This is a genomic window from Candidatus Rhabdochlamydia sp. T3358 (genome assembly GCF_901000775.1).
Lineage (GTDB): Bacteria > Chlamydiota > Chlamydiia > Chlamydiales > Rhabdochlamydiaceae > Rhabdochlamydia.
In genome coordinates this window covers 25,807-51,797 of the sequence record NZ_CAAJGQ010000011.1, presented here as the reverse complement: position 1 = coordinate 51,797, position 25,991 = coordinate 25,807, and the positions used below count along the sequence as shown (strand labels likewise).

22 protein-coding genes are annotated in these 25,991 nt (G+C 37.0%); 9 read left to right on the top strand and 13 right to left on the bottom strand.

Translation table 11 applies throughout. From position 1 onward, the window contains the following. The first annotated feature begins 1 nt into the window (after position 1). On the top strand, positions 2–466 hold the full coding sequence (locus tag RHTP_RS02930; RefSeq protein WP_138106635.1) for a hypothetical protein: 465 nt from the start codon (positions 2–4) through the stop codon (positions 464–466). 87 nt (positions 467–553) lie between these two features. Next, positions 554–1,765: an MFS transporter gene (locus tag RHTP_RS02925; RefSeq protein ID WP_138106634.1), complete on the top strand. Its 1,212-nt coding sequence runs from the start codon at positions 554–556 to the stop codon at positions 1,763–1,765. Here RHTP_RS02925 and RHTP_RS02920 read toward each other — a convergent pair. Further along, positions 1,737–4,346: an ATP-dependent Clp protease ATP-binding subunit gene (locus RHTP_RS02920; RefSeq protein WP_138106658.1), complete on the bottom strand. Its 2,610-nt coding sequence runs from the start codon at positions 4,344–4,346 to the stop codon at positions 1,737–1,739. The two genes, RHTP_RS02925 and RHTP_RS02920, sit on opposite strands and share 29 nt — an antisense overlap. Before the next feature lie 141 nt (positions 4,347–4,487). Here RHTP_RS02920 and RHTP_RS02915 point away from each other — a divergent pair, with 141 nt between their 5' ends. Next, on the top strand, positions 4,488–5,819 hold the full coding sequence (locus RHTP_RS02915; RefSeq protein ID WP_138106633.1) for a hypothetical protein: 1,332 nt from the start codon (positions 4,488–4,490) through the stop codon (positions 5,817–5,819). On the opposite strand, the gene RHTP_RS02910 is transcribed toward RHTP_RS02915, so the two are convergent. Next, positions 5,812–6,294, bottom strand: a complete 483-nt coding sequence (locus RHTP_RS02910) for a hypothetical protein (RefSeq protein WP_138106632.1) — start codon at positions 6,292–6,294, stop codon at positions 5,812–5,814. The genes RHTP_RS02915 and RHTP_RS02910 overlap by 8 nt on opposite strands. A gap of 190 nt (positions 6,295–6,484) precedes the next feature. Between RHTP_RS02910 and RHTP_RS02905 the strand changes: the two genes are divergently transcribed. The 3 genes from RHTP_RS02905 to RHTP_RS02895 all read left to right on the top strand — a co-directional run bounded on the left by RHTP_RS02905 (position 6,485) and on the right by RHTP_RS02895 (position 8,542). Beyond that, positions 6,485–7,546, top strand: a complete 1,062-nt coding sequence (locus RHTP_RS02905) for a hypothetical protein (RefSeq protein WP_138106631.1) — start codon at positions 6,485–6,487, stop codon at positions 7,544–7,546. 24 nt (positions 7,547–7,570) lie between these two features. Next, positions 7,571–8,287 (top strand): hypothetical protein, encoded by a 717-nt coding sequence (locus RHTP_RS02900; protein WP_138106630.1) that lies wholly within the window; start codon positions 7,571–7,573, stop codon positions 8,285–8,287. Between the two features lie 75 nt (positions 8,288–8,362). Further along, a complete protein-coding gene (locus RHTP_RS02895) occupies positions 8,363–8,542 on the top strand; it encodes a hypothetical protein (protein ID WP_138106629.1) in 180 nt (59 codons plus the stop codon). A gap of 11 nt (positions 8,543–8,553) precedes the next feature. On the opposite strand, the gene RHTP_RS02890 is transcribed toward RHTP_RS02895, so the two are convergent. From RHTP_RS02890 to ychF, 8 genes are all read right to left on the bottom strand, one after another. Beyond that, positions 8,554–10,065 carry a transglutaminase family protein gene (locus RHTP_RS02890; RefSeq protein WP_138106628.1) on the bottom strand — a complete coding sequence of 504 codons (1,512 nt, stop codon included), beginning with the start codon at positions 10,063–10,065 and terminating at the stop codon, positions 8,554–8,556. Next, positions 10,062–11,660, bottom strand: coding sequence for a 4-alpha-glucanotransferase (locus tag RHTP_RS02885; RefSeq protein WP_138106627.1), 1,599 nt, complete (start codon positions 11,658–11,660; stop codon positions 10,062–10,064). Before RHTP_RS02885 ends, RHTP_RS02890 begins: the two co-directional genes overlap by 4 nt. Positions 11,661–11,666: 6 nt before the next feature. Further along, the gene (locus RHTP_RS02880; protein ID WP_138106626.1) at positions 11,667–12,122 is read right to left on the bottom strand and encodes a CesT family type III secretion system chaperone; all 456 of its coding nucleotides are present in this window, start codon (positions 12,120–12,122) and stop codon (positions 11,667–11,669) included. Further along, positions 12,119–13,261 carry an HrpJ domain-containing protein gene (locus RHTP_RS02875; protein WP_138106625.1) on the bottom strand — a complete coding sequence of 381 codons (1,143 nt, stop codon included), beginning with the start codon at positions 13,259–13,261 and terminating at the stop codon, positions 12,119–12,121. The genes RHTP_RS02880 and RHTP_RS02875 overlap by 4 nt, the downstream gene beginning before the upstream one ends. A 12-nt stretch (positions 13,262–13,273) precedes the next feature. Beyond that, positions 13,274–15,406 (bottom strand): type III secretion system export apparatus subunit SctV, encoded by a 2,133-nt coding sequence (gene sctV, locus RHTP_RS02870; RefSeq protein ID WP_138106624.1) that lies wholly within the window; start codon positions 15,404–15,406, stop codon positions 13,274–13,276. Continuing rightward, a complete protein-coding gene (sctU, locus tag RHTP_RS02865) occupies positions 15,403–16,488 on the bottom strand; it encodes a type III secretion system export apparatus subunit SctU (RefSeq protein WP_138106623.1) in 1,086 nt (361 codons plus the stop codon). The genes sctV and sctU overlap by 4 nt, the downstream gene beginning before the upstream one ends. Before the next feature lie 87 nt (positions 16,489–16,575). Then, positions 16,576–17,706: a THUMP domain-containing class I SAM-dependent RNA methyltransferase gene (locus RHTP_RS02860; protein WP_138106622.1), complete on the bottom strand. Its 1,131-nt coding sequence runs from the start codon at positions 17,704–17,706 to the stop codon at positions 16,576–16,578. An 8-nt stretch (positions 17,707–17,714) separates the two neighbouring features. Next, positions 17,715–18,809, bottom strand: a complete 1,095-nt coding sequence (gene ychF, locus RHTP_RS02855; RefSeq protein WP_138106657.1) for a redox-regulated ATPase YchF — start codon at positions 18,807–18,809, stop codon at positions 17,715–17,717. Between the two features lie 257 nt (positions 18,810–19,066). Here ychF and RHTP_RS02850 point away from each other — a divergent pair, with 257 nt between their 5' ends. From RHTP_RS02850 to RHTP_RS02840, 3 genes are all read left to right on the top strand, one after another. After that, positions 19,067–20,113: a hypothetical protein gene (locus RHTP_RS02850; protein WP_138106621.1), complete on the top strand. Its 1,047-nt coding sequence runs from the start codon at positions 19,067–19,069 to the stop codon at positions 20,111–20,113. Between the two features lie 181 nt (positions 20,114–20,294). Then, a complete protein-coding gene (locus tag RHTP_RS02845) occupies positions 20,295–20,960 on the top strand; it encodes a hypothetical protein (protein ID WP_138106620.1) in 666 nt (221 codons plus the stop codon). A 140-nt stretch (positions 20,961–21,100) separates the two neighbouring features. Then, positions 21,101–22,486, top strand: a complete 1,386-nt coding sequence (locus tag RHTP_RS02840) for a BAR domain-containing protein (RefSeq protein WP_138106619.1) — start codon at positions 21,101–21,103, stop codon at positions 22,484–22,486. A 3-nt stretch (positions 22,487–22,489) separates the two neighbouring features. On the opposite strand, the gene truB is transcribed toward RHTP_RS02840, so the two are convergent. The 3 genes from truB to infB are packed head-to-tail and all read right to left on the bottom strand — an operon-like array spanning position 22,490 to position 25,990. Beyond that, positions 22,490–23,176 carry a tRNA pseudouridine(55) synthase TruB gene (truB, locus tag RHTP_RS02835; RefSeq protein ID WP_138106618.1) on the bottom strand — a complete coding sequence of 229 codons (687 nt, stop codon included), beginning with the start codon at positions 23,174–23,176 and terminating at the stop codon, positions 22,490–22,492. Beyond that, positions 23,176–23,541 (bottom strand): 30S ribosome-binding factor RbfA, encoded by a 366-nt coding sequence (rbfA, locus tag RHTP_RS02830; RefSeq protein WP_138106617.1) that lies wholly within the window; start codon positions 23,539–23,541, stop codon positions 23,176–23,178. Before rbfA ends, truB begins: the two co-directional genes overlap by 1 nt. A 1-nt stretch (position 23,542) precedes the next feature. After that, positions 23,543–25,990: a translation initiation factor IF-2 gene (gene infB, locus RHTP_RS02825; RefSeq protein ID WP_138106616.1), complete on the bottom strand. Its 2,448-nt coding sequence runs from the start codon at positions 25,988–25,990 to the stop codon at positions 23,543–23,545. Between the last annotated feature and the right edge of the window lies 1 nt (position 25,991).

Genomic DNA, 25,991 nt, shown 5'->3' with positions numbered 1-25,991 from the left:
CATGGCAATTTACGATATTTCTGAAGTCACAAAATTAGAATCTACAGAAGAGCCTTCTTCAAGCAAAGAATTCTTTGAAAACACAGAAGAATCGGTAGATAAGCCACTTAAGCAAAAAGACCGCATTTTTTCGGCGATTTTAGCGCGCTTGTTTTTTGTACTTTTGTTTTTAGGGGATTGTCTTTGGATTATTTATGCATTGTTATTATTTACCGTATCAGGAGTTGGGATGCTGCTCAGTTTAGGGAAGGTTAAGGGCTTCTCTAAGCTTAACGCAACAGCACGGCTTACTATCAAAAGAGCTATGGTCTGTGGGATCTCTTTGTTTATTGCCTTATTTAATCCTGCATTTGGGATTATGATTGCTTGTACGTATTTTTTAATGTACGACAAATCGGGAATCGAAGAAGTGATACCTTCTTCTCTGCGCTCACAATTTAGCGATTTTTTTCAAAAAAATAAGTGATCCTTCCTAGTTGCTATTTCCTAGAGAGAAACCCAAGGCTATGGTAAAATAGACTCAATTTTTTTTTACAGGAGAACTATTTTACCCATGACAAAAGGCTGCCCTCAAACGCGCTTAGCCATGCTGTGGACAAATCTTGCTAGTGAGCCTCTTGTGTCGTTATATACCCTTTTGCCATTCATCTTGCGTAAAGAGTATGTGGCAAATGTATTCCAGCTTTCTATTTTTCTCACATTGCGTCCTGTTTTATCTCTTCTTTCTTTTTGCTGGAGTGCTTATTTTAAGAAAGGGAGATCTCACTTAATAGCTAATTTGGTAGGTGCTTTCCTTTTGACCTATTTACCCTTTATTTTTTTGCCTTGGATAGAAAATTTTTCTTTTTTTCTATTTGCCGCTGCTTCTTATCAATTATTCAGTAGAGCTGCTATTCCTTCCTTAATGGAAATTATTAAATGCAATATTCCTAAAAAACCAAGAGAAGATGCTTTCTCTCTCTATTATCTATTCGGTTTTATCGAATCAGGTATTTTAGGGCTTTTGTTCGCCTATCTTCTGCGCTCTCACATTATGGATTGGAAGACTCTATTTTCTTGCGCTTCGTTTCTTGGACTGAGCAGTATTTTATTTTTTAGAAGAATCCCTGTAATAGAGGGAAAAAAAGTTGACCAGCCAAATTCTATACAACCTTGGAAGGAAAGCTTTTACTTATTGCATAAGCATAAGAACTTTCGCTATCTACAATGGATTTTTATGTTTGGAGGCAGCTCTTTAATGTTAATGGGGCCTGCGTTTTCTAGCTTTTATGTAGATACCTTATCTCTATCTTATACAAACATGGCAACAGCACGCTTTGTTTTTATGGCCTTAGGTGTAGCAGGATCTACCTTCTTATGGAAAAAAGGATTGAGAGTGTGCGACATTCTTAAACTCAGTCTATGGGTCTTAATTGGAATGGGAATTTTTCCTATTATGCTCCTTTTTGCTCAACTACATATTGCTTTTCTCTATCTAGGTTTTATGTTGTATGGGGTAGCTCAGGCAGGAAGTCATTTGATTTGGAATCTCTCTGGTACAATTTTTGCAGGAGAGCACGATAGTTCTCCTTTTACAAGAGTTAATATTTTACTGATTGGCATAAGAGGGATTGTTATGCCTTTATTAGGAGGACTTTTATGCCAGCTTTTTGGCGATGTGTTCGTGCTTGTTTTAGGGGGAGGCCTTTGCTTAATGGGCCTTCTATTTGTTACAAAAATTGCAAAAATTAGAGTAGCTAACTTGACCCGGTTGCGAGATTTTTAAGCGCAATGAATCCATTTTCATCCACTATCAATGTAATTTTGGAATGATTGGTAATTTCGTCTTCTAAAATAGCATTAGAAAGTAGGTTGACCACTTCTTTTTGAATTAAGCGTTTTAAAGGACGTGCTCCATAAATAGGATCATAGCCTGTTTTAGCAAGCAGTGCTTTTACCTCATTTGTATAGTCCAATTCCACTTCTTTTTCTGCTAAGCGTTCTCTTATTTTTTGAAGCTGAATCTCTACAATTTGTTCCATATCTTTTTCTTGTAGAGGTAAAAAGGGGAGTATTTCATCTAAGCGATTGAGAAACTCTGGACGAAAGTAGGCCTTTAAAACGGGTTCTAATATTTGTAAAAGCTCTTCTTTAGAAGGCTGCTTTGTTTGCGTTTGGAGATAGGTATTTAATACCTCCGATCCTAAGTTAGAGGTCATGATAAATAGTGCATTCTTACAATTCACTTTTCTGCCTTTACTATCTGTAATGTGGCCTTCATCAAAAACCTGTAATAATAAATTAAAAACCTCCTGATGCGCTTTTTCGATTTCATCAAATAAAACCACAGCATAGGGACGACGACGCAGCTTTTCTGTTAACTGTCCTCCTTCTTCATAGCCGATATAGCCAGGAGGAGATCCAATTAATTTTGCTGTTGATTGCTTTTCCATGTATTCAGACATATCAAAGCGCAATAGTGCATCTTCTTGATTAAAGAGGATTTCTGCAAGTGCTTTAGCAAGTTCTGTTTTACCCACTCCTGTTGGTCCCATAAATAAAAAAGCACCAATAGGTCTTTCAGGGTCATTTAAACCAGACCTGGACCGGCGAATGGCTTCACTAATTGCTTTTACTGCAAAAGATTGCCCTACGACCTTTTCATTAAGCAAGGTTTCTAGATGCAAAAGTCGCATCTTTTCTTCTCCTAGCATTCGCTGCACAGGAATACCTGTCCATTTAGCTACGATTTCTGCAATTAAAGGAGCATCTACTTCTTCTTGCAAAAGTCGATGTGGAAGTTCTCTTAAGCTCGCTTGAGCCTGCTCTAATTCTTGTGTCATTTGTGGAATAAGACTATATTTTATCTCTGCAGCTTTGTTGTAATCGAATTTGCGTTCTGCTTCTTGTTCTTGAAAACGAAGATTTTCTAAAGCGTTTTTCTTTTGTTTTACTTGTTCGATAAACTGCTTTTCTAGGTTCCATTCATTAGTTAGAAGGGAGAGTTCTTCTTTAATTTGTGCAATGAGCTCTTGTAGTTTTTTCCCCTCTGTTTGCGCAACAGCGGAATTTTCTCGTTTTAATCCTTCTTGTTTTACGATGAGAGAAGACAGCTCTCTTTCCTTAATATCTATTGGTAAAGGACGAGAGCTAATTTGCATGCGGATCACGCTGGCTGCTTCATCGATTAGATCAATAGCTTTATCGGGTAAATAGCGATCCGAGATGTAGCGAGCGGATAAGAATACAGCTGCATGAAGCGCTTCTTCTGTAATTCTAACCCCATGATGAATTTCATAGCGCTCACGTAATCCTCTTAAAATGGCAATGGCATCTTCTAATGAGGGCTCTTGAACAAGAATGGGCTGGAAACGTCTTTCTAAAGCAGCATCTTTTTCAATATACTTTTTATATTCACTAAGCGTCGTAGCCCCAATGCAATGCAGTGTTCCTCTTGCTAGAGCAGGTTTTAATAGGTTGGCTGCATCCATTGCTCCTTCTGTAGCTCCTGCTCCAATCAGCGTATGCATTTCATCAATAAATAGAATAATTTGCCCTTCAGCTTCTTCAACTTTCTTTAAAATGCTTTTTAACCGCTCTTCAAACTCTCCACGAAATTTAGTGCCTGCGATTAAGCTACCCATGTCTAAGGCAAAGAGTTCTCTATTTTTTAAAGCATCTGGAACATCTCCTTGAACAATTCGCAGGGCTAATCCCTCTGCTATAGCGGTTTTTCCAACACCTGGTTCTCCAATCAATAATGGATTATTTTTAGTTCGCCTACTAAGAACTTGCATAGTGCGTCTGATTTCTTCATCTCTGCCAATGACAGGATCTAATTTTCCTTCTTTAGCTAATTGAGTAAGGTTTTTACAGTATTTTTCTAGTGCATTATATTGATCTTCTGATGTAGGAGAATCACTATGCATATTACCTCTTAAATTTTTAAGATAGCTTTCTAGTTGTTCCAATGATAGCTTAGATAACTTTTTCCAACTAGCAAAGGGTTCTTGAGCAGATTGCCAGAAAGCATAAAAAAAATGTTCGCTACTTATGTAGGAATCCCCCCATTTATCCGCAAGTTCTTGAGCACTTTTAAGCGTTTTTTGTAATGAGGAGGAAAAGGAGGGTTCTGTTCCTGGTTTAGTAAACTTAGGAAGTTTGCTTAAAATCTCTTCCAACTGGCTAAGAAGCGTTTTGGGGTTTAATTTCAAGGAAAGAGCAATAGAATAAAAAAGGCCCTCTGTATTTTCAAAAAAAGAGTATAATAAATGGTTTTCAGTAACTTCTGTATGTAAGTGTTTTTGAGCATAGAGAAGAGCTGCTTCAAAAGCCTGTTGGACTTTTTCTGTAAATTGGTTAGGCATTCCCATAAACCTCTATAACTTAGGATTTTTGACTAATTTAAAGAAATAAATAGGTTTTTGTCAAATTGTTTTTAAACTAGGTTATTAAGCTTACTAGTTTTTTATTATTAAAAAATGAAAATACTATGTTATAATAGTGTCATGATTATTAATTATAATACAATTACATCTAAATTTAATAGAGCTAAAGCGGCTTTGGCCATAGGGGCAAATCAAGGCGGTTCTCAAGCGTTAAGAGCTTGTAGGTCAACGGCTAATATTGCTAACGTTGCTTTGAGAAAAGCAATAAAAACCCCTTTTCTATTGAAAAATCTGTTTAGTAAAAAAGAGATTGTAAAAGATGCTCCTTCCCTTACAGAACAACAAGTTACGGTGGATCCTCTTCAAGGTCCTAATCCTTTTATAAAGGATATTTCCCAAAACCTTAAAGAAGCAGCTATTCTTTATAAAAACCTTACCAAAAAAGCTGGCGATTTAGCGGAAAAAACAGTAAATCAAGTAGGCTATTCATTGGAAGAAACGACCAACCAAAAACTCTCTATAGACAGCCTTCCTTCTTTAGATCAAACCGATTTTGAGAAATTACTAGGCCTTTCATTACAGGTAACACAAAAGTTCTTTCCTAAAGAATTTTTAAGTCTTACTGGTAGAAATGAGAGTGAAAAAGAAATTACAAAAAAACTAGAGGAGCTCCTTGCTTGTTTACAGTATCTTGAAATCCCTTGTTTTAAGCTATCTAAAACCTTTATTCTATCAGATGTAGATAGTCTGATCAAACAGTTAAAACTCATTGATAAAGGCATGCAGGCGTTTGTAAAAAAAGAAACAGATCTTTCTGAGAATAAATGCAATATGTTGATGAATGCTCTTGGGTCTATAAGCGATCTGCAAAGTCTTTTAGAAAAGTATCAAAAAGATGTAAATGAGCCTATAGAAGAAAGGGATAGAACATTTACTAAAGAACTCATCAAAAACAATCCTTTAGTGGTTAAAGTAGTTTCTCCTGCAGTAATAGCAATAGGATCGATAGTCACTCCTTTCATAACTATTGACTGTGTGCCGTATATGGTATCAAATGCGATTAGTTTACTAACAAATGTTGTACATGTAAACACACCTTTGATGCCTGTTTTACAAAATGTAACAATAACAACAGCTTCTTGTGCTTTAGCAGAGGTTCATTATACTGATGAAGAGGATCAAGAGGGGTATTCAAGATATATGATAAATATTTTGGCTAGTCAAGTGTTTATGTGTGCTTTTGCTTACGTTGGAGCGCGTATGTGTGGGAGCAAAGCAAAAGTAAAAGAATTTGTAGAGCAAAGAATTTCTAGCTTATCAGTGTATAAGATATGTAATTACAGCTTGGATTATTTAAGGTTTCCTTTTTGGCTTAATAAAGCTGTTTCTTCAACTGCAAGCAGCTGTACAAATCCTCTGCTTAATCTATTTACTGAAGAAGATCCTACTTAAACTCTTCCTGGTAAGGCATAGTATTTTTCCTTACAGGTTCTTTTGATTTTTGCATGGGATTGGAGCTGCTTTTTCTAGCTCTTACACTCATTTGAGTCCTTGTATTTTTCAATAAAAATGGATAGGTAGGGTTGGTGCTTTTCTCTATTTGTAGGGGAAAGGGGGTAATCCAAACCGCAGAAATATCAACATCCTGAGGGTGTACTTCCCAGATAGAACCGTCAGAAAGTTGTAATTTTTGTCCATTATCTATGTTAATCGATAGAGAAAGAGGCTCTTGATCCTGAGAGGAATGTTCTTCTTTAGCTATAAAATGATCATTCAACCAAGTTTCCAAAGCCAGCTTTTGCTTACGGTTAAGCTTTGTTACACCGGTTTTACGTTGGTCTTCTTGGTTCATTGCCTGATCTAGTATGATATTTGCACATAATAAACAGGGAATGCACACTAAACTGCTTAAAAGAAAAAAATACATAGAAGCCTCTCTTGTTTTTAGCCTTTCTTTTTGTACCTTATTTTAATAGGCTTTTTCAATAAAAATTTATTCATTAATTCAGGAAGATGGCTAAGCTATTAAGGGAAAGTTATTTTTAGAATTTTATAGACTGAAAATATCTTTACATCGTATAACGTTTTTGGTTTTTAAAAATAACGAGAGTTTAAGTATGCTTTCCTCCTTTGAATCACTCAAGTTTGATGCTTCACCTTATAGTTACATGGATATGTATCAGCAACCTTCTATCTCTTTTAAAAGAATATCTGCTTTTTTTAGAAACGCTAAGGTATCAGTAAGAAATATATTTGCTTCTGAATACAAAATTTCTTGTTTTACAAGTAAAGAGATTTTTTTAAATTTAGATTTAACAAAACGACTAAAGGAGTTTGAACAAGAGATTTACTACAAAGATCAAGAGGTTTTTAAAATTGAACATGGAAAAGATAATGCAAAAGGATATTGTGGTTTTTTTAATACACTAAGTGAGTCTGGTAGATCCTTTTTTTATGTTGCAGAATGTAAAAAAAATAAAACTGTTACAAAAGTCATAAAAGGAGAAGAAAAAACCTTCTTCAGAAAAAAAAGAGAAATTGCAGCTATAGGCTGTTGTGTATTGAGAACACTTAAGACGCGTAATGGAAATTCTATTAAAGCTTGGTATATTTGTGATTTAAAGGTGGCAGAAAATCATAGAGGAGAACATCTTCCCACGTCTCTTATAAAAAAAGCAGCCTGGCGTTTTTTACAATGTAGAAGAGGTTTTGGAATATGCATAGATGAACCAGATGGAAAGATGTCGAAATCTGCTCAAATTGGCATGCAACGCAGCCTTTTTTCTGGTTTATTGAAAGCAACACATTTTAATCAGTATAAATTGAGTGCAAAACAAATTCGGGATCATCACGAAGGTATAAGAAGAGTTTTTTGTGAAAGTAGATTTATGAAAGAAAAAGAAGATTTAATTTTTGTGTCCAATGAAGGGTTAAAAGATTTTCAATTAATAGACATAAAAACAGGGGGGAGTAAACGCATGAAAATTCTGCATGCAAAACCAGGTTCTATAGAACAAGGCGAACCACAAGAGGGATATGATCATGTATTTTCTGCTGTAAAAGGTACCCCTTTAGATACTTGTTTGCGAAATATAGATAAGCCTTCTTTAACCGGTCGTTATATTAGTTTTGCTATGAAAGAAGTGGATTTTAATCAGATAACTTCAGCGGAGATTTAAGCTCTTTTAAACTATAGGAAAAATATGAATTTTATTAATAAAATAGCCTCATTTGTTGTGTGTATTTTCGTTGCCCAAACCTCGCTGGGTTTTGCTGAATCTCATGTAGATCACAATGAAAACGATTTTCAGAAAAATTTTGAAGATGCAACGACTTGTTGGCTTCGAGCTCTTTTAAAAAAATCATTGCAAGAGGCCATATACGATGATCTTGAAGAGGTTATAACCCAAGATGAGCTTCTAAGCATGTTTCAAGATTCTGATTTTCAAAGTAAACTTCGAACTCATTTCCAAAAAATGCTTCAAGATTTTGTACCGCAAACTACGCTCCAAGAGGATGAGCTCGAACCCCAACTCCGATCAACTCTGCAAAGTGCTTTGCAAAATACTTTTCTAGATGAGTTCCTAGAGAGTTTTTTTACTGGCATGCAAAACGCATTCGAAGAAAAAGCTGATGATGAAGACTTTGCGTTCTCCAATGAAATTCAATCTATTATTCAAGATCCTGAATTCAAACAGGATATTTTAGCTGTAATTCAAGATCCTGTGATTCAAGTTGCTCTCCAAACCAATCTCCAAGATCTTGAATTCCAAAGGGCTCTTCAAAATAGTCTTCAAAGCGATGAGCTTTTGCATTCGATGATCCAGCTGCAGTTCCAATCTGTAATTCAAGAAGATAGACTTTTATCTGTAATCCAAAATGTACTCCAAGACCCAAGGTGGCCTGTTATAGTAAAGTAGTATTTTTTTTTAAATGCCTTAATAAGTGATCTTGTTTTCGATGTTGAGGATATTAATATTGAAGATCCTCAAGAGATGTTAAAAGATGGTGTTCCAGATGGACTTTGTAGAATGGCATCAAGAAAAGAAGAATTGGAAAATCCTAATGAATTTGAAAACATGCTACAAAGGAACTTTCTGCTGAGTGTAAGTCAAAAAGAGCAGCAGGGAGAACAACAGTTTCCCATCTTGCAAGACGAAGAAGAACTTGATTAATCTTTAAGTTTTTATAGAGGGTCTGGACAAAGTCTTTTTAAATGAACGTGTAGTTCTTTAAGCACTTTAGGGCGATGATTTCTTTCTTGGGTAAGTCTATTGGCTTGGTGCCAGTATTTCCAAGCACGATTAAAATCAAGGCGTTGTAGGGATAGGATGGTTAAATAATAGGCAACGGTGGCATTGGTGGGGTCTAATGCATAATAGGTCTCTAGCGTTTGCATAGCCTCCATTGAACGATTGAGTTGTAGCCAGGTAGTGGCTAATTGAAAAATTCCAGCGCGATATTTAGGGAAACGCTTTAGTACTTCTTTTAAGGTTTTTTGTTTGTGTATAATGGAGTCTCTAGTTTCATCAACGTTTAAAAATACAGCGCGAATACCTTCTGCATCTATTCTTTTTTTTAAGTAATCTTCTGGAATTGTTTCAGCTGATACAGATTCTTCAAAAGTCAGGTTTCGAATCTCTTGTAATATTTTTTTTCCCTGCGCTTTTTCTCCTATTAATAGATAGTTGATTCCTAAAAACATTTTAAGTAGGGGATCTTGAGGTAAAAATAATTGGGCTTTTTTATATAGATTTATGGCTTGTTGATAATCATCTTTTTGCCAGAATACAGATGCTTGGTTGATAAAAGCTAAGCCGATCACTTCTTTAATCGTGCGTTTTTGCAAACTACGATTATTAATTCCTAGATAATCTTCGGAAGGTAGATCAATACCTCTAGAAGTTGTTTCAATATTAATTACACGTTCTTTATCAGGATAGCTTAGGTAGATATGGCCGGGTGGAGTAATAATGTTTAAGTTGAGATCCAACCTTTGGGCTAAACATAAATAGAGGATAGAAACCCCTAAGCACACCCCTTGGCGGTTATCTAGCACAGAAGGTAGAAAAGTATACAGATCGATATCGTGTGCATATAAAGAATGGGGAGGAAAGCGAAATTGCATTTGTTGAAAGATAAAGTCATTTAAGGCGCGGATCTTTTCTAGATCAGAAGAATCAGGAAAGAGGCGTGTTAAAATCTGAAGAGCCATTAGGTCTAACATGGTTTCATATTGTTTAATATACTCCAGATTTTCCGTGTCGGATTGAAAAATCAACAATGCTCGTGCCAGATCTATTTCTTCTGAAGGGGTTTTAAGAACATCTTCTTTACAGGTAAGAGATACACCTTTTTTTTTGCGGTTGGCTAAATTATGGGCGATTGCTTGAATCAGCTGAAGTTGTTCTTGATTGAGCATTACATTTGGTTCAAAGGATTGTCTGGTAATCAGAGAGATAATTTCCTTGAGATCAAGAGTAGGTAATGGCGTATTTTGTTGATGAAGTGTTCCTTGACTTAAGAGTTGCCAAGCATGGTTGAGCGCTGCTTGTCCTTCTTTAGAATCTGAGTAGAGCTCATAAAAAGCCACATGCTGCATGACAGATTTAGGATCTAGGCTATTATACAGTGCTTTAAGTTGATTGGTATGTCCATAGAAACCAATGATAAGAAAAAAAAGTAAGAGGATTTTCATAGAACCTCTGTGGGAGGAGCTGTAGAAAATGCTAAATTTTGCAGGATAGAGCTAAGTCCTTGATGAGAGATCAGTGTCTCTACAGAAGGACGAAAGCGAAAAGTCCAGTTTGTAGATAACACTTTGCCAGGGATATTGATGCGATCCTCTGATGGGTTATCCCAGCTTAAAGAAGGAAATAGACTTAAATATTCTTGTAGTAAATTGATATGAAATAGACTAGGAGTGTGGTGACTATCCCATAAGACCTCTAAGCGTTGCTTTTGTGATAAGATAGGAGAATACGTCCAGTTTTTTGCCTCTGCAAATAGCTTTGCTTCTTCGGGGCATTCTTGCCACCATAATGTGAGCGTTTCTGAATCATGAGTAGAAACGGTGGTTAAGCTGATGGGGGTATATTCTTCAAAGGGAATAAAGCTGCCATCTTCTTCCCATCTTCTCTCCCAACGCAGGACTTTAGTACCGCAAATGCCTAACTCTTCTAAGCAAGGGCGTATAAAACTAGCTACAACTCCTAAATCCTCTGCAATAGGGAGCATTGTCGTATTTGAAATAAGGGTTTTGAGCATTTCTTGCCCTTGTATAGAAGCTTGAGCTTCATTTGCAGGAATAAAATACCCCTCTTGAGCAGGGTGGTTTAAAGGGATAGCCCAAATGCGAAAAAATCCTAAAACATGATCAATGCGGAAAATACTAAAAAAATTTTCCGCAAACTTCAACCGTTTTATCCACCAATCAAACTGGTTTTTACGCAATGCATCCCAGCGAAAAAGAGGGAACCCCCAATATTGTCCTTCTGGATTAAATATATCAGGCGGAGCTCCTGCTGCAAAATTAAGATCAAAATACTCTGGATATTGCCATACATCAACGCTTTCTTTACTAATTAAAATAGGAATATCTCCCATCAGAAAAACATGACATTCATCTGCATGGGCTTTTACTTTTTTCAATTGCTCATAACAGAGAAACTGTAGAAGACTATAAAAAAGTATTTCTAAGCGATGCTTGAGGAGTAATTCTTCTCGTTTTTCTTTAGATAGAAACTGCAATTCTTGTGGCCAAGTAGCACAAGGGGTATTGCCTAGTTGATCTTTTAAGATTTTAAATAGAGCATAAGATTGTACCCAGTGATTTTCTTCGCAGAATTGCAAGAATGCAGGACTATTTGTCATTTCAGTTCCCACCGCATCAAAATAAGCGCGTAGCCAAAGTAATTTATGAGCTAATACATCTGCGTGAGGTACCTTAGGACTTAAATTAAATTTACGAAAGTCTGCGAGTTTCTCTTTGAGGTCTGGGATTTTTTCCATAAGCGGAAGGGCATATAAGGAGAGATAGATAAAGCTCAAAGCACAGGAGGAATTGGGGTTATAGGGGCTGGGATCATTATCCGTGGTATTTAAGGGAAGTAGCTGAATCACATCAAATCCCATCTGTTTACACCAATCAATCATAGGAATCAGATCAAAAAACTCACCAATCCCGCAGCTTTGTGCACTATGTAAGGCTGATAGGGGTAGATTGATTCCGTGGTGGTGTTTAACAGCAACTTTTTCCCATTGCTTACCTGTAATAGAAGAGAGAGGATTCATATATTTTTAAGGTTTTAGATCAAAGGGGCTTAATGGTTTTTGTATGGTCTCAGGAGAAAGATTACTAGTCTGACCAGTTGCAATGGCTTGTTTCCAAGCTTGGGCTTTTGCCATAAATAGATGAAGAAAATCCAGAACCTCTTTTGCTGTTAAAGGATGGAAATTAAGGTTAGCAAATAAAACCAATTGATTGTTACGCTCAGAAAATCCAAGTGTTCCAGGTGTGCTAAGATCTGCATTGGTTTTTAGAGCATCTCTTAAGACATTTTCACGAAACTTCCCAGGAGGGATTTCAGAGAGGAAGCTAAAGAAGAGGAGTTTTTCTCGGTTAGCATCAGGCTCTAGCTGCACATGCAAGGTATCCTCTATATTGAGCTTGCAGGCCCCTCGTTTATCAGGAGAAAGGTGCGTATCCAATAATAGACTTAAATCATTTAACAGTTGAGCAAATGGATCCATCATGATTCTTCTTCCTCATCTTCTAACTGGTCATAAAGATCTTCTAGCCCATCGACCATAGCATTGCTAAGCTCTTGTCTATGTTGGTTGTTTCTATACAATCTTCCGCTCGTTTCTCTAAGACCTCTGTGATATAAAGAGAGCAAGGTGATATCTCCTGTAATGGCTAACATCCATTTTTTGAGATACTGCTGAAGAATTTTATCCCCTGAAGGATAACGATCTTGCAGAATCTCCATAAATTGTTTAGCTAGCTCTTCAAAGGTCAGTAAATCCGATAGGGTAAGCCCCTGGCGTTTAAATTCAGTAGCAATAAAGGACATACGAGATTCAAAAAACCGAAAAATCCCTAAAATGGCTTGTAGTTTACGCGCTTCCGTGAGTAAATTATGCAGCTCTCCACGATCAATAGAAGAGCCTTTTGACTTTAGGTCACTACCTAATGAGTGTAGAATAAAGGCGATGACCAGTTTCATTTTATCATATTTAAACATGGATAAAAGAGTATTAAAAAGAGTATTGCAATCTCTGGGATTTCCTGTGATTTCTCGATATAGAGCACGCAGCCCAATCGAAGTTTCTAGGCCTTGTATAGAAAATTCTAATACTTGCCCTGCTATGTTTTTCCCAGCTTTAATTTCCCGACTGTAGAAATTATTTAATTGTTCTCTAGCAAGTGCTGCTTGCTTAGACAGCTCTCCTGTAGATGTTCGAAGAACAAAGTCCAAAGCTTCATCAGCTAAGAAATGATCGGGATAAATTTCTGCAACTTTTCTCTGTATATCCTCAGAAGTGTCTTCTTCTTGCAGCCTTGAGCGTAAAAGTCTAAGAGATCTTGCTTGCAGTTCTGGATTTCTTTGCTGAAATTCCTCACTGATCTCTTCGATTTGCTCTATTTCTCTAACTTGCTCTTTTTTTTCTGCGCGTTCTTCTTTAGGAGATCTTCTTATCCGTGTCTCTAAGCTTTGTGCTTTTCTCATGAAACCTGATAGGAAAGTACCTTCTTCCGTCCATTCTTGTAAATCTTCACTAGCCTCTTGTATAATATCTGCTTTTTGCCTAGCTAGTTCAGCTTCAGCTGCTTTTTGCGCTTTAGAAGCATCGCTACGAGAAACACCATCAATATGATTTGGATCTGCCATAAATGATCTCTTCTATGAAAGTTGAACCCGACCTAAAGGTTGGACACGGATTTCAGGTACAATTTCTTGATAGGAAATGACTGCCATATCGGGAAATTCTCCTTCGATTAATTTGCGCACAAATCTTCTTACATCAATAGCAGTCAGTAATACAGGTGGTTGTCCTCCCACAGGAACCGGTGTAATTACATTGCGCATCGCTTGTAAAATGAGCTGTACGGAGTCAGGATCGAGTGCTAAATAAGATCCTGCTGAGGTTTGTTTGATAGCTCCTCTAACCATATCTTCAATCTCTGGATCTAATGAATAAACAGATAGGATGGATTGCCCTTGAGAGTATTTGAAACTGATATAGCGTTTTAAAGAAGATCTAACGTATTCAGTCAGCAAGACGGTATCTTTTTCTGATTGGGCCCATTCTGCTAAGGCTTCTAAAATAGTGCGTAGATCGCGAATGGAGATCTGTTCTTGAATCAGGCGTTTGAAAATTTCAGTCAGTTTTTGTAGAGGAACCAAGCGTGTTACTTCTTTAACTAGATCGGGATAAGATTTTTCAATGAATTCTAAAATACCTCGCATCTCTTGAATTCCTAAAAAGTCTGCTGCATGTTGGCGATAAAAATAAGAAAGATGCAGGATCATCACATCTAAGGGTCTCCAAAATTTAATACCCGCCTTCTTTAAAACTTCTTGGTAGCGATTTTCGACCCAAACAGATGGCTGACCAATCGAGTTTTTGGTTGTGCTAAAGGCAATATTATAACGGCGCAGTGTTTCTGGATTTTCCGTTGTTAAAAGTGCATTTTCTACAATTTTACCTCTAACGGTTGGCACTTCATTTAAATAGATAGCGTATTCATCAGATTCTAAAGTTGGTGAGTCAGTACGTACATGTACTCCGGGAAAACGCACCCCTAAGTCTTGATAAAGAGCAAGGCGCATTTTAGGAATCATATCCTCTACAAAAGTAGAGCCTTGTTTCTCTTTGCGAATCACAGTAGAAAGAGATTTACCTACCTCTAAAACAATCGGAAGGGTCAATGCATAATCATCTGTTCCTCCTCGGATCATAGAATGCCCTTCTACATCGGTATCCATCTTTGCTGTAGAAATGCCACCTTGGGCCTTAGCAGTGGCTTTATTAGCGTTATACCAGACCACAAAACCAACTGTACCTAACGAAAGGGAAATGATGATAAAGATCAGCGTGGGAAAGCCTTTAATCAATCCCATTAGGAAGATAACTGCAGAAGCAATCATGATGGCTTTAGGTTGGCCGAGCAGCTGCGTGGAGATTTCTTTTCCTAAATGAGAATCTTTTTTCTCTGAAGAAACACGAGTTGTTACGATACCGGCTGTCAAAGAGATAAGCAGTGAGGGAATTTGTGCGATTAAACCACCGCCTATAGAAAGAAGAGTATAGGTTTTAGCTGCTTGAAGAGCTGTCATATTGCGCATCGCAACCCCGATAATCAAGCCTCCGATGATGTTGATTAATGCAATGACAATCCCTGCAATAACATCTCCCTTAACGAATTTCATCGCTCCGTCCATAGCTCCATACATCTGGCTCTCTTTAGAGATGGCTAAACGCAGCTCTCTTGCTTGATTAGCATCAATGACACCGCTTCTCATATCTGCGTCAATGCTCATCTGTTTTCCAGGCATCGCATCTAAAGTGAATCTAGCGGCAACTTCAGCGACTCTCTCAGCACCTTTGGTTACAACGATGAACTGTACAATGGTAATGATTAAGAAAACAATTCCTCCAACAACGAAGTTTCCTCCAACAACGAAGTTTCCAAAGGTATAAATGATGTGTCCTGCATATCCATGGAGCAAAATTTGCTTGGTTGCAGAGATCTCTATCCCCAAACGAAATAAGGTAGTAATCAGCAACAAAGAGGGGAAGATCGAAAGATTTACCGCCTTAGGAATATAGAGAGCGACCATCAATACAGTGATAGAAACAGCTAAATTGATAGCAATTAAGTTATCTAGCATGTTTGGGGAAACAGGGATAATGATCACCATGATTAACATGATGATGAAAAGAGCTAAAATAATATCACTGGATGAATTAATGATATTTAAAGCTCTTTGGCTACTTAAGGCGCGCGTAATTCTATTTAGCAAATCTCTCATGTAAATAACTCCATTCCCGATGTCTCTAATGATTCCAGTCCTTCTAACCACCTTAGGATTTCTGCTATAGCTTGATAGGTCTCTTCAGGTATATAATCACCAATTGATCCTTTTTCAAAAAGGATTTGTGCTAAAGGTACATTCCGCATAATAGGAATATTATTTGCTTGAGCTACCTTAATAATCTGATCAGCAACTAGACCCTTGCCCATTGTGATAATTCGAGGGGCAGGCTCTAGAGAAGGATCTGCTTCTGATTTATAGTCAATGGCTACTGCAATGTGTATGGGATTAGTAATAATCGCTCTTGCTCTTTTAGCAGAAGGTGGGCCTTCTTGATAAGCGATTTCCTGTGCGGTTTGCCGCCTTTTGCTTTTAATATGAGGATCTCCTTCTGTGTCTTTATACTCCTGGCGGATCTCAAATTTTTCCATCATCATCTCTTTAGCAAAGGTTCTTTTTTGAAAAGCGAGGTCAAATATAGCAATGGCTAGAAAAAAGATCCCTATGCGAATAATTACCTTATTTAGAAAATTCGTAAAGACTAAAGCACTCGCTTCTACAGGAAGTGCAGCCGTAGACACAATATCTGGTAGGATATTCCAAACTACTGAGTAGATAATAATTAAAGCTCCTAAGATTTTTAGAATAGACTTAGTAAGCTCTACAAGTGTTTTTAACTTAAAAAGGTTCTTAAGATTGGTAACAGGATTTAATCGCTTGATATCCGGCTTCATTGCTTGAGAAGCGAACATAGGTCCAATAATCAAAAAGTTCACTAAAACACCAGTACAAGCTGTTATTACTATAATAGGAACACTTGTTTGAAAGATCACTAAGATGGCTTGTTTAATAATTCCTGGGGCTCGATTGGGTAAATCGATTTGAGTTTTAGAAAGATTAAACATAGCAATCATGTAATTTGCAAGCAGTTTAAAGAGATAGGTAGCGCTTATAATGGTAGTAGCTATAGACACTACAAAGGTAAAAGCAGCAGGGAAGTCTTGAGACTTGGAAACCTGTCCTTTTTTACGCGCATCTCGCAATTTCTTTTGCGTTGCCTTTTCTGTTTTTTCGGCCATGAGAAAAAAATCCTGTAAAACTTCTTAAAAGTTTTGTAATCGAAGTGAATCTATACTGGCAATATCCCTTAGCGTCAAGAAAAAAAACTAGATAGTATGTTGAACGCAGAACAAGCTTACATCCAAGCCCCCATGTGTAAGCGGCCAGCGTTTTAAAATCTGCATCCCATTTCTTTCTAACTGCGCGCCTTTATCAGAAGGGTAGAGTAGATAAGCAAAGGGGGTAGCTAGACAATTAACTTTGAGAAATTGGTTAAAGCAGGCAATTAAATCGTTGGATTGCATCATTCTTTTGCCAAAGGGAGGATCTGTCACGATTAAGGTAGGAAGGCAAGGAGGTTTAAAATGAGCTACCTCTGATTTGCAAACAATCACTTGTTTACTAAAACCTGTTTTTTGTAGATGCCTTTGGCTTAAAGCTACCATATTTGGATCTTTGTCCGCTCCAATAGCGCAAATAGAGGGACAGGGTATGCGTTTGGCATCCCAGCTTGTCTTAATTTCTAGCCATCGTTTTTGATCAAAGTCTGGATGGGATAAGAAGCCCCATTCCTTACGAAAGTAGCCAGCTGGCGTATTTGTTGCTATACAAGCAGCTTCAATTAATAATGTTCCCGCCCCACAAAAAGGATCACAGAGAACTTCTTTTGCTGTAAAGCCCGATAGTTTAAGCAGTGTAGCAGCTAGTGTTTCAGGGATTGTAGCAATACCACCTTCTTGTTTCCAACCACGCTTATAAAGAGGGGCCCCAGAGGTATCTAGACTAATAGTAGCGCGTCCTTTATGAATAAATAGATTCAATTGTAGATCTGGCTTTTTAGTATCCACAGACGGCCTTTCATCGCATTTGTCCCAAAAATGATCGCAAATAGCATCTTTGAGCACCTGTGCTGCAAATAAGCTATTGCGCAAATTAGGATGAGAGACATTGGCATCAATGGCAAATGTCTTTTGCACAGTTAGAAAAGCATCCCAATTTATCGTTCGAGATTCTTGGTACAAATCCTCTTTGTGACGGCAACTAAATTGTGCAATGGGCCATAGTACTCGATTAGCTAGTCTACTCAAATAGTTTACCAAATACACATTATCCATTGTTTTTGGAACAAAAATGCCATAATGACCGATACGAACATCAGATACGCCTAACTCTTCAATTTCTTTTGCTAACAATTCTTGCGTACAATGAGCGGAAGAAATAAATAATAAATCGAACATGAAATCCTTTAATTATGAAAAAAAATAATCACATCGCCATCTTGGACGATGTATTCTTTACCTTCAGACCTAGCACGACCTGCTTCCTTAGCTCCTACTCTTCCTTGGTATTGGACCATATCTTCAAAAGAGACGACCTCCGCACGAATAAAGCCTTTTTGCAAATCGTTGTGGATTTCCCCTGCAGCCTCTGGTGCTTTAGTTCCTTTTTTAACAGGCCAAGCTCTAGTTTCCATTTTTCCAGTAGTAAGATAGGTAATGAGCCCAAGACTATCAAATGAGGCTTTGATCAAGCGATTTAAGCCTGTTTCCTTAATACCTAAATCTTCCAGGAAGTCTAAAGCATCCTTATCGCTTAGCTGAGCTATTTCTTCTTCTATTTTTGCACAAATAGGTACAACGATATTTCCTTCTTTTTCTGCATAGGTGCGTACCTTTTCCACATATTGGTTATTCATATCTGGCAAATCGCTTTCGGAGACGTTTGTTACATACAATACTTTTTTATTGGTAAGAAAAGGATAATTCTTTAGCAGAACACTCTCTTCTTGAGTAAGGGCTAAAGTGCGTAAAGGGTGGTTTTGATTCAGATGATCGCGTGCTTTTCTTAAAACAGTAACCGTATCTTGAAGCTCTTTTTTTCCTTTAGCTTGTTTTTCTACCTTAGTAAGAATATTTTCTACCATCTGCAGATCGGATAAAATCAACTCTAAATGAATCACTTCAATGTCATCTATGGGATCAATTTTCCCAGCTACATGGATCACATCATCATTCTCAAAACAGCGAACCACATGAATAATGATATCGCTTTCTCGGATATTAGCTAGAAATTGATTACCTAAGCCCTCTCCTTGAGAAGCGCCTTTTACCAGTCCTGCAATATCCACATAGGTCACAGCTGAGTAGATCAATTTTTCACTTTTAGAGATGTTAGATAACACTTCTAATCGAGGATCGTACACCTCAACAATACCTACATTAGGATCAATCGTGCAAAAAGGAAAATTTGCCGCTGCCGCAGCTTTTTTAGTTAATGCATTCCATAAAGTGGATTTACCCACATTTGGTAAACCAACGATTCCACAAGAAAGTTCTCGCATCTTATACCTGGCTTGAAATAGAAAGAGGATAATAGAGCATTTTTTCTCTATTGACAAGAGAAAGGGCTTCTAATTAAAAATAATTAGAGATTAAAATTGATTTTATTATGATCAAATGTATAATTAATATTAACCGCTAATTACATCAAAGTATTATTAATTCATAAAAGTCGTAATAATAAACATAAAATTTAATTTTTTATTAAAATAGTAAACTTCCATTCTTTTTACCATATTTCATTTTATTAGGAGCGTTTATGGCTTTTGCAGCACCTGTGATCACTACTCCTGTATATACAGAATCTTATAGGGGTTTTGAAAATGGAAATCTTAAAACCACGCAATCAGAAAAAGAGAATTCCATAGAAACCTTACTTGATCTTAATAGTGCTCTATCTCTGGGTTCTGATAATAAAGGTTTAAAATCCAGAGTTGTTGTTGTTTTAAGTAATACTTTTCGTAATGTAGCTATTATAGAGACAACAAGATTTTTAGCTATTATTGGATTGGTTTGCTCTGCAGTGGCTTCGGTATTGTTACCCGCATTAGGTTTTGCAGCTATAGCAGCCGGCGCTTGTGTATTGAAAAATAGAGCTATCCAATTAGATGCAAAAGATCTGCAAGGCTCAGCTGCAGCTACTAAAGAAGTTTTTGGTCAACGCTCAACAAGGTCTGAATCAACAGCATCACGAACTAGCGAGGAAGGTGATAATGGATCTAGAAGAATGTCAAGAGAAGGGTCCATTCGATCAAGAAGAGAAACACCTATGGGGTCAATAAAAGAAGAGAATGCTCAAGAAAAAAATCCTACAGATATAAAAGAAATCTCCTTTGATGTTTGGGCAGCTGGACAAAAGCTTAATATAAATCAATTGCATTACCTCTTGAATCTGTCTTATTCCTTCTTGTCAGATAAAAAACAAGATATGCCTCTGTATTTAGATAGAAAAGGATCAAAAAATGACACTAAAAAATATTTAGATCAAAAAATTGAACACTACTCTAAAGAAATACAAAAGAAGTTTCCAAATTTAGATAATGAAGGAGACTCAATATTAGGGATTGAAAATTTAGAAGCTCTAAGAGGGGCTCTAAAAAATGCTACCCCTTCTTCAGTTATGGCATTTGTAAAAAATTTGCACAGCCAAATAAGCGAAGAAGAGGGGAAATGGACAAAGAAAAGTTTAAAAGACCATCATGAGCTTAAAGCTAAACATGCCGAAGAATACATTGCTAAATTAAAAGCCCATGAAGCCCAACCAAAGCAACACTTCACAGTAGATAAGTTAAGTAATCAAAGCTAAAATAATCTTCCAATAAAAGAAGTCGCGAATCATTACAAAGTAAGGACTATATGCTATCTATTTCTGAGTGCTAACTTTTTGAGTTGTATATAAGTTACGCAATGTAAATACATAAAATATTGCAAATTAGACATTTTATATTCCTAAAATAATGCTTTTAAATTAATCCCAGGAAATTCTTATGAGTAGTGTAATGCTGAATACTGCCTGTTCCCTTTTTGATGTAAAAAACATAGAAGAGTCACGACTTCCTTCTAAAACAGGTGCGATAAGATTTTTAGCTGTTTCTGCCTTGGTTGCTTCTGTATTTGCTTCAGCGTTGATACCAGCAGTAATATGCACCGGAGTAATAGCAGCCACTACAGCTGCTATTATGTTAAAAAACAGAAAAATAGAGCAATTAAATGAAAATGAGAGTGATATAGTAAACACCTTTAAAAATAAAATTGATAGTTATTCTCTAGAAGGAAAAAACAGTTTATTAACAGTTTGCCTTTCCTGTTTAACAAAAAAAATAGGAGAAATGCCTAAAGAAATAAACACAGCTAAAAAAATCTGGCATCTTAAGGCCCCCTGCAAGCCCATTGAAAAATATCTTTTAGATGGCATAGAGAAGTATGCAAAAGTATCAGGTGATGAGCTAAAACAAGAAAAAAGTGAAGGTAAAATGACTATTGAGCTCAAAGGAGATCAAAAGAAAATAGAAGAATTATCAGTGGCCTCAACTTTAAGCATCATAGAACATTTATATGTACAGCTAGACAAACCGCACAAAGCAAAGGAAATAACAGATTTTATTAAACAAATTCAACCTGATTCTGAAAATTCTAATCAAGCTACAGAATAGCGCTATATATTACTTATCTTCATTTTAAGATCTCCTAAAACGAGTAAGTTTATTTTGTACATCTTGAGCGATTAGGAGATTCTCTAATATAAAATTATTAATTAATTTTAAAAAATTTAATTTTTTAATTAAAGGCTTATATGACACAGATTATAGTACAAGGAACTTTCGATTTATCTAATAATCAATTGGTACTTAACTTTAATAATGCACCTCAATTATTAAATAATCAAAACCATTCTGTATTATTATCTCAACAATCGAATAATCAGGAATCTTTTGTACCATCAGCTCAACAAGCAAGCAGTAGACAACTCCCTATTATTCGAAAACTCAGTCCTCATTTTTATACTTCTACTTTAGGGTTAGCAGGAGGTGTTGGATTACTTGTGTCCTGCATTTGGTCGGTATTACTTCCTGCTATTGGATCTGTAGGAGTTATGACTTTTGCTTATTTAGTAAATAGAAGAATAGTTCCTTTACAGATAAAAGAGCTAGCTTCAGAAGCAGTTAAAACGCAGAGTGTTTTTGCACAGCATTCACCAAGTTTATTAGATGAGCTCAACCCTAACATAGCTACTTTACCACCACCAATATCTCCTGTGTCTAATGCTACAAACCAAACAAATGTTATGCCACCACCACCTCCACCTATGCCAGGTTTAGGGAGTTTGTTAGATGAACCTACTGATACAGGTAATTTACCACTACCAATGTCTCCTATGTCTAATGTTATAAACCAAGCAAATATTCCACCACCACCACCGCCATCAGCACCATTAATGTCATTAACAATACCATTGCCACCAGTACAAAAAAAAGAAAGCCAAAAAACAAGCTCTATGCATACAGATTTAAAGAAGCCTGGCCCTTCAGGAGATCCTAGAGATGCGTTGTTATTTTCAATAAGAAATTCTTTTAATTTTATGCAAACAAAAGAACTTATTAGAGGAGATCCTGAAAAGTACTCTTCAAATTTATTGCTCAAAGAACTTAAATCCACTTATGAAAGGGCTCTAGCTATTAGTGAATCAGACCGCTTTAAGGATTGGAAAAAATACTTTAAAGATAAGATCGATGGTTTCGAAAAGAACTTTGATATAGCAGAGCAAGAGGAAAATCAAACTACTGAATATTCAGATATGGAAGACATCTGTGAAAAAGCAAGCCGCTTAGACTCTCTTTTAAAAAATATGCAATGGGTAAAATCTTTATTGCAGGTTTTATCTGAACGTAAAGGTCTTTCCGATAAAGTACGAAGTCATTGTTCTGAAAAATCAAAAAGTATAGATAAGCATATTGAAAAATTACAAAGGCGTAATGAAAAAAAATCAGAGGAAGTTAAAAGGAAAGAAGCTAATACAGAAGAAAGCAGCAGTCAAATAGCAAAAAACCCTGGAGAAATACTTCTTAAAGCATTCAATGAGGAAAAAACCCCAGAACAAAAGCTCCAAGAGATATATGATGCTGTACATGGTAATAGTAGTTCAGAGAGTGAATCTAGCGATGAAGGTGATTGGGATTAAGCTTTATAAGCTATTTCTTTGTAAATAACCAGACCAATTATAGTCCGTTTCAAATAAACGCTGCCCATCGCAGCAATGGATGAGCTGAAAGCTGCCGCTTTTTGTTCTATTAAGCTGAGATAGATGCGCTCCTGATCCAAGAAGGGTTCCTATATCGTGTGCTAAAGAGCGGATGTAGGTGCCTTTGGAACAATCTACTTTTAGCTGTATGTAAGGGTAGATGTAGGAAATAAGCTCTATTTTGGTGGTAATAGTAATGGGAGCTCGTGGGATGGTGATGCCTTTACGTGCTAAATCGTAAAGCTTTTTGCCTTGTACTTTTTTTGCAGAGAACATAGGAGGGGTTTGCTGGATCGTTCCTTGGAATTCTAAAAGGGCTTGTTCTAGTTGTGATTCGGTGGGGATAAGAGGGGATTGGGCTGTGATTTGACCATCTAAGTCATAGGTATCTGTACTAATGCCCAGGTGAAGAGTCGCTAGATATTGTTTATCCTGATTTAAAAAAGAGGAGCTTAATTTGGTGTAGGGCTTGCCGATCAGAAGAATCATTACACCACTAGCAAAGGGATCTAATGTGCCTGCATGGCCAATGGTTTTGATATTGGTTAATTTACGTAAGCTAGATACCAAGCTAAAAGAGGTTTTGCCAATGGGTTTATTTATTGGCAAAATGCCTTCAAAGGTAGACATTAATTTTTACGGGACTTTTGTTCTTCTCGGATCTTTCCTAATACAGCATCAATGCGTGAGTGCTTATCCACAGAGGTATCTAGCTTAAAGGTAAGATTAGGAAAGTAGCGCATAACCACTTTTTTAGAAGAATGAACCGCAATAAAGCCCGCAGCAGACTGCAGGGCTTTAATGGTCTCTTCTTTTGCTTTTTGATCTCCAATTACGCTGATATGTACTTTAGCATAATGAAGATCACTGGTGATTTCTACTTGGGTTACAGAAACAAACTTATTCACATGCGGATTATCCACATCTTTATGAATTACTTCTGAAATAACCTCTTTTAACAAAGAATTTAGTCTTGCAACTCGATTTTTTGCCATATTATAGCTCTTGGTCTAGGTAAGTTATTTCATAAGCTTGGAATGTATCACCTACTTTAATGTCATTATTGTTTGGTAATACAATTCCACATTCATATCCTTTGGAGACCTCACGCACATCTTCTTTTACTCTTTTAAGAGATTGCATAGTTCCTTTCCAAATAACCTGCCCATCTCGTAGCAGGCGCATCTGAGAAGAGCGTTTAATAGTTCCATCCATTACCATACAACCAGCAATGATACCTAAATGAGAGGACTTAAATATCGCTTTTACTTCTGCTGAGCCTACATCATTCTCTTGAGGAATTTTATCTAACATACTCCGCATTAAAGCTCTGGTTTCATCAACCGCATGATAGATAATATCATAGAGCTTAACCGTTACTTTTAATGTTTTGATTAAATTCTCTGCATGGCTCTCAACTTGGCTATGAAAACCGATAATCATCGCTTTTGTATTTTGCGCTAGTTGTACATCCGATTCAGAAACCTCTCCAACAGCTGCGGAGATAATATTTAGTTCAATTTTTTTAGACTGAATTTTTAGTAAAGAGTTTTTTAATGCTTCAACAGAGCCCTGTACATCAGCGCGTAGAATTAAGTTGAGGACTTTCTTTTGTATGGAATTATCTAAAAAGCTTTCTAAGGCAACTCGTTTGGGTTGTTGCATCATATTATGATGACGTTGACCTTCAGAGCGTTTTTGAGCAATTTCAATCGCTTCTTTTTCATTTTTAACAACAATAAATTCACTGCCAGCTTCTGGTAGTCCAGAAAGACCTGTAATTTTTACAGGAGAAGAGGGGCCTGCTGTTGTAATTTCTTTATTGAGCTCATTATGCATGGTTTTAACCCTTGCGTAATGTTGAGCAAACACGATGGCATCACCTAGGTTTAAGGTGCCGTTCTGTATAAGTACGGTGGCAACTGGGCCCAATCCTTTGTGCATTTCTGATTCAATTACAGTTCCTCGGGCTCTAGATTTAGGGTTGGCTTTTAGCTCAAGAACTTCTGCTTGAAGAGCTAGCATTTCAAGCATTTCTTTAATTCCTTGCTTTGTCACGGCCGAACAATTTACAGTGATGACCTGTCCGCCCCAAGCCTCTGGTAGCAAATCCTTATCTGCTAATTGGCGGTAAATATTGTCTGCATCAAAGTTTGGTTTATCACATTTATTGATGGCTACTAAAATAGGAACACCAGCTGTCTTAGCTTGGTCGATGGCTTCTACTGTTTGGGCTTTTATTCCTTCATCACCTGCAATAACAAGAACGATGATATCTGTTACATCTGCTCCCCTGGCACGCATAGAGGAAAAAGCCTCATGACCTGGTGTATCTAAAATTGTGATGTCACCTGATTCTGTATGGCATTTAAATGCTCCGATATGTTGGGTAATATCACCAGCTTCCGAGGAAGCAATATTAGATTTGCGAATAGCATCAATCAGGCTGGTTTTACCATGATCTACATGCCCCATGAAGGCAATTACAGGAGGACGAATAATCAATTCATCTGTTTCGCTGGCTTGAATTTCTTGTTTAATCGTCTTATCAGTAATGCGAAGTCGGTCTTCTTCCGTTGTATCAATGGTGATTTCACAATCAAAGTCATGTCCTAATAGCTGAATAGTGGTCTCATCATCTAAATAATCGTTTAGAGTGAGCATGACCCCTTTCATAAACAATTTAGCAACAAGTTGAGATGCTTTAAGTTTCATTTCTGAAGCAAGATCTTTTATAGTAATAGGCAGATGAATCTTTAATTCTTTAGGCCTAATCACAACTTCTTCTTTTTTATGAGAACGCATTTTATGATGAGGGCGTCTTCTTCTCCAGCCTTGATCGTCTAAATCATCGCGTAAGCCTTTTCTATCACGGGCATCAAATGTTTTTTGTGGTGCTTTTTTTACAGGTCGTATTTCATGTGCCGTCTTAGAACGTTGATTTTTATCTTCCGATTCACGCGGCATTGGTTTAAAAGACTCTTTTTTGAGCACATCAGAAGCTTTTGGAATAGGTGCATCCTTAGATAAAGGAGGTCTTTTTATAGCACTTGGGTGTCCAGTTCTAGGAGGATATGGAGGCCTAGAAGAAGATGGAGTATTAGGTCTTGTGTCTTGCCTAAAAGAAGGGCGCTGTGGGGGAAAATTTGCTCTAAATGGTTGTGGTTTATGGCGATATTCTGGCTTAGTTGTCGAATATGTAGGTTCTATTTTTGCAGCAGGAGCTTTCTGTTGAATAGGCTCTTCTTTTGGAGCTTGTTGTTCAGGGACTATAGGCGCTACTGGAGAAGGGGAAGGTATGGTTTCTACAGTGGGGGTAGGAGCTAACTCAACCGAAGGTTCTTTCTCTTCTTTTTTTTGGAGTGCAGGTTTTTTCTCTCGAGTGAGCTTAAGAGCTTCCGCAAGTTGTGCATTTTTTATAGTTATTTTTAAATTCTTGGCCAAC

Excerpts from the sequence above, each read along its gene's own strand:
- RHTP_RS02925 (WP_138106634.1), top strand. The coding sequence starts at position 554 with ATGACAAAAGGCTGCCCTCAAACGCGCTTAGCCATGCTGTGGACAAAT.
- rbfA (WP_138106617.1), bottom strand. The coding sequence starts at position 23,541 with ATGGCAAAAAATCGAGTTGCAAGACTAAATTCTTTGTTAAAAGAGGTT.
- ychF (WP_138106657.1), bottom strand. The coding sequence starts at position 18,809 with ATGCGAGAACTTTCTTGTGGAATCGTTGGTTTACCAAATGTGGGTAAA.
- RHTP_RS02880 (WP_138106626.1), bottom strand. The coding sequence starts at position 12,122 with ATGATGGATCCATTTGCTCAACTGTTAAATGATTTAAGTCTATTATTG.
- RHTP_RS02850 (WP_138106621.1), top strand. The coding sequence starts at position 19,067 with ATGGCTTTTGCAGCACCTGTGATCACTACTCCTGTATATACAGAATCT.
- RHTP_RS02890 (WP_138106628.1), bottom strand. The coding sequence starts at position 10,065 with ATGAAAATCCTCTTACTTTTTTTTCTTATCATTGGTTTCTATGGACAT.
- sctU (WP_138106623.1), bottom strand. The coding sequence starts at position 16,488 with ATGGCCGAAAAAACAGAAAAGGCAACGCAAAAGAAATTGCGAGATGCG.
- truB (WP_138106618.1), bottom strand. The coding sequence starts at position 23,176 with ATGTCTACCTTTGAAGGCATTTTGCCAATAAATAAACCCATTGGCAAA.
- RHTP_RS02885 (WP_138106627.1), bottom strand. The coding sequence starts at position 11,660 with ATGAATCCTCTCTCTTCTATTACAGGTAAGCAATGGGAAAAAGTTGCT.
- RHTP_RS02930 (WP_138106635.1), top strand. The coding sequence starts at position 2 with ATGGCAATTTACGATATTTCTGAAGTCACAAAATTAGAATCTACAGAA.
- RHTP_RS02920 (WP_138106658.1), bottom strand. The coding sequence starts at position 4,346 with ATGCCTAACCAATTTACAGAAAAAGTCCAACAGGCTTTTGAAGCAGCT.
- RHTP_RS02875 (WP_138106625.1), bottom strand. The coding sequence starts at position 13,261 with ATGGCAGATCCAAATCATATTGATGGTGTTTCTCGTAGCGATGCTTCT.
- RHTP_RS02895 (WP_138106629.1), top strand. The coding sequence starts at position 8,363 with ATGTTAAAAGATGGTGTTCCAGATGGACTTTGTAGAATGGCATCAAGA.
- RHTP_RS02900 (WP_138106630.1), top strand. The coding sequence starts at position 7,571 with ATGAATTTTATTAATAAAATAGCCTCATTTGTTGTGTGTATTTTCGTT.
- RHTP_RS02915 (WP_138106633.1), top strand. The coding sequence starts at position 4,488 with ATGATTATTAATTATAATACAATTACATCTAAATTTAATAGAGCTAAA.
- RHTP_RS02910 (WP_138106632.1), bottom strand. The coding sequence starts at position 6,294 with ATGTATTTTTTTCTTTTAAGCAGTTTAGTGTGCATTCCCTGTTTATTA.
- RHTP_RS02845 (WP_138106620.1), top strand. The coding sequence starts at position 20,295 with ATGAGTAGTGTAATGCTGAATACTGCCTGTTCCCTTTTTGATGTAAAA.
- RHTP_RS02840 (WP_138106619.1), top strand. The coding sequence starts at position 21,101 with ATGACACAGATTATAGTACAAGGAACTTTCGATTTATCTAATAATCAA.
- sctV (WP_138106624.1), bottom strand. The coding sequence starts at position 15,406 with ATGAGAGATTTGCTAAATAGAATTACGCGCGCCTTAAGTAGCCAAAGA.
- RHTP_RS02860 (WP_138106622.1), bottom strand. The coding sequence starts at position 17,706 with ATGTTCGATTTATTATTTATTTCTTCCGCTCATTGTACGCAAGAATTG.
- RHTP_RS02905 (WP_138106631.1), top strand. The coding sequence starts at position 6,485 with ATGCTTTCCTCCTTTGAATCACTCAAGTTTGATGCTTCACCTTATAGT.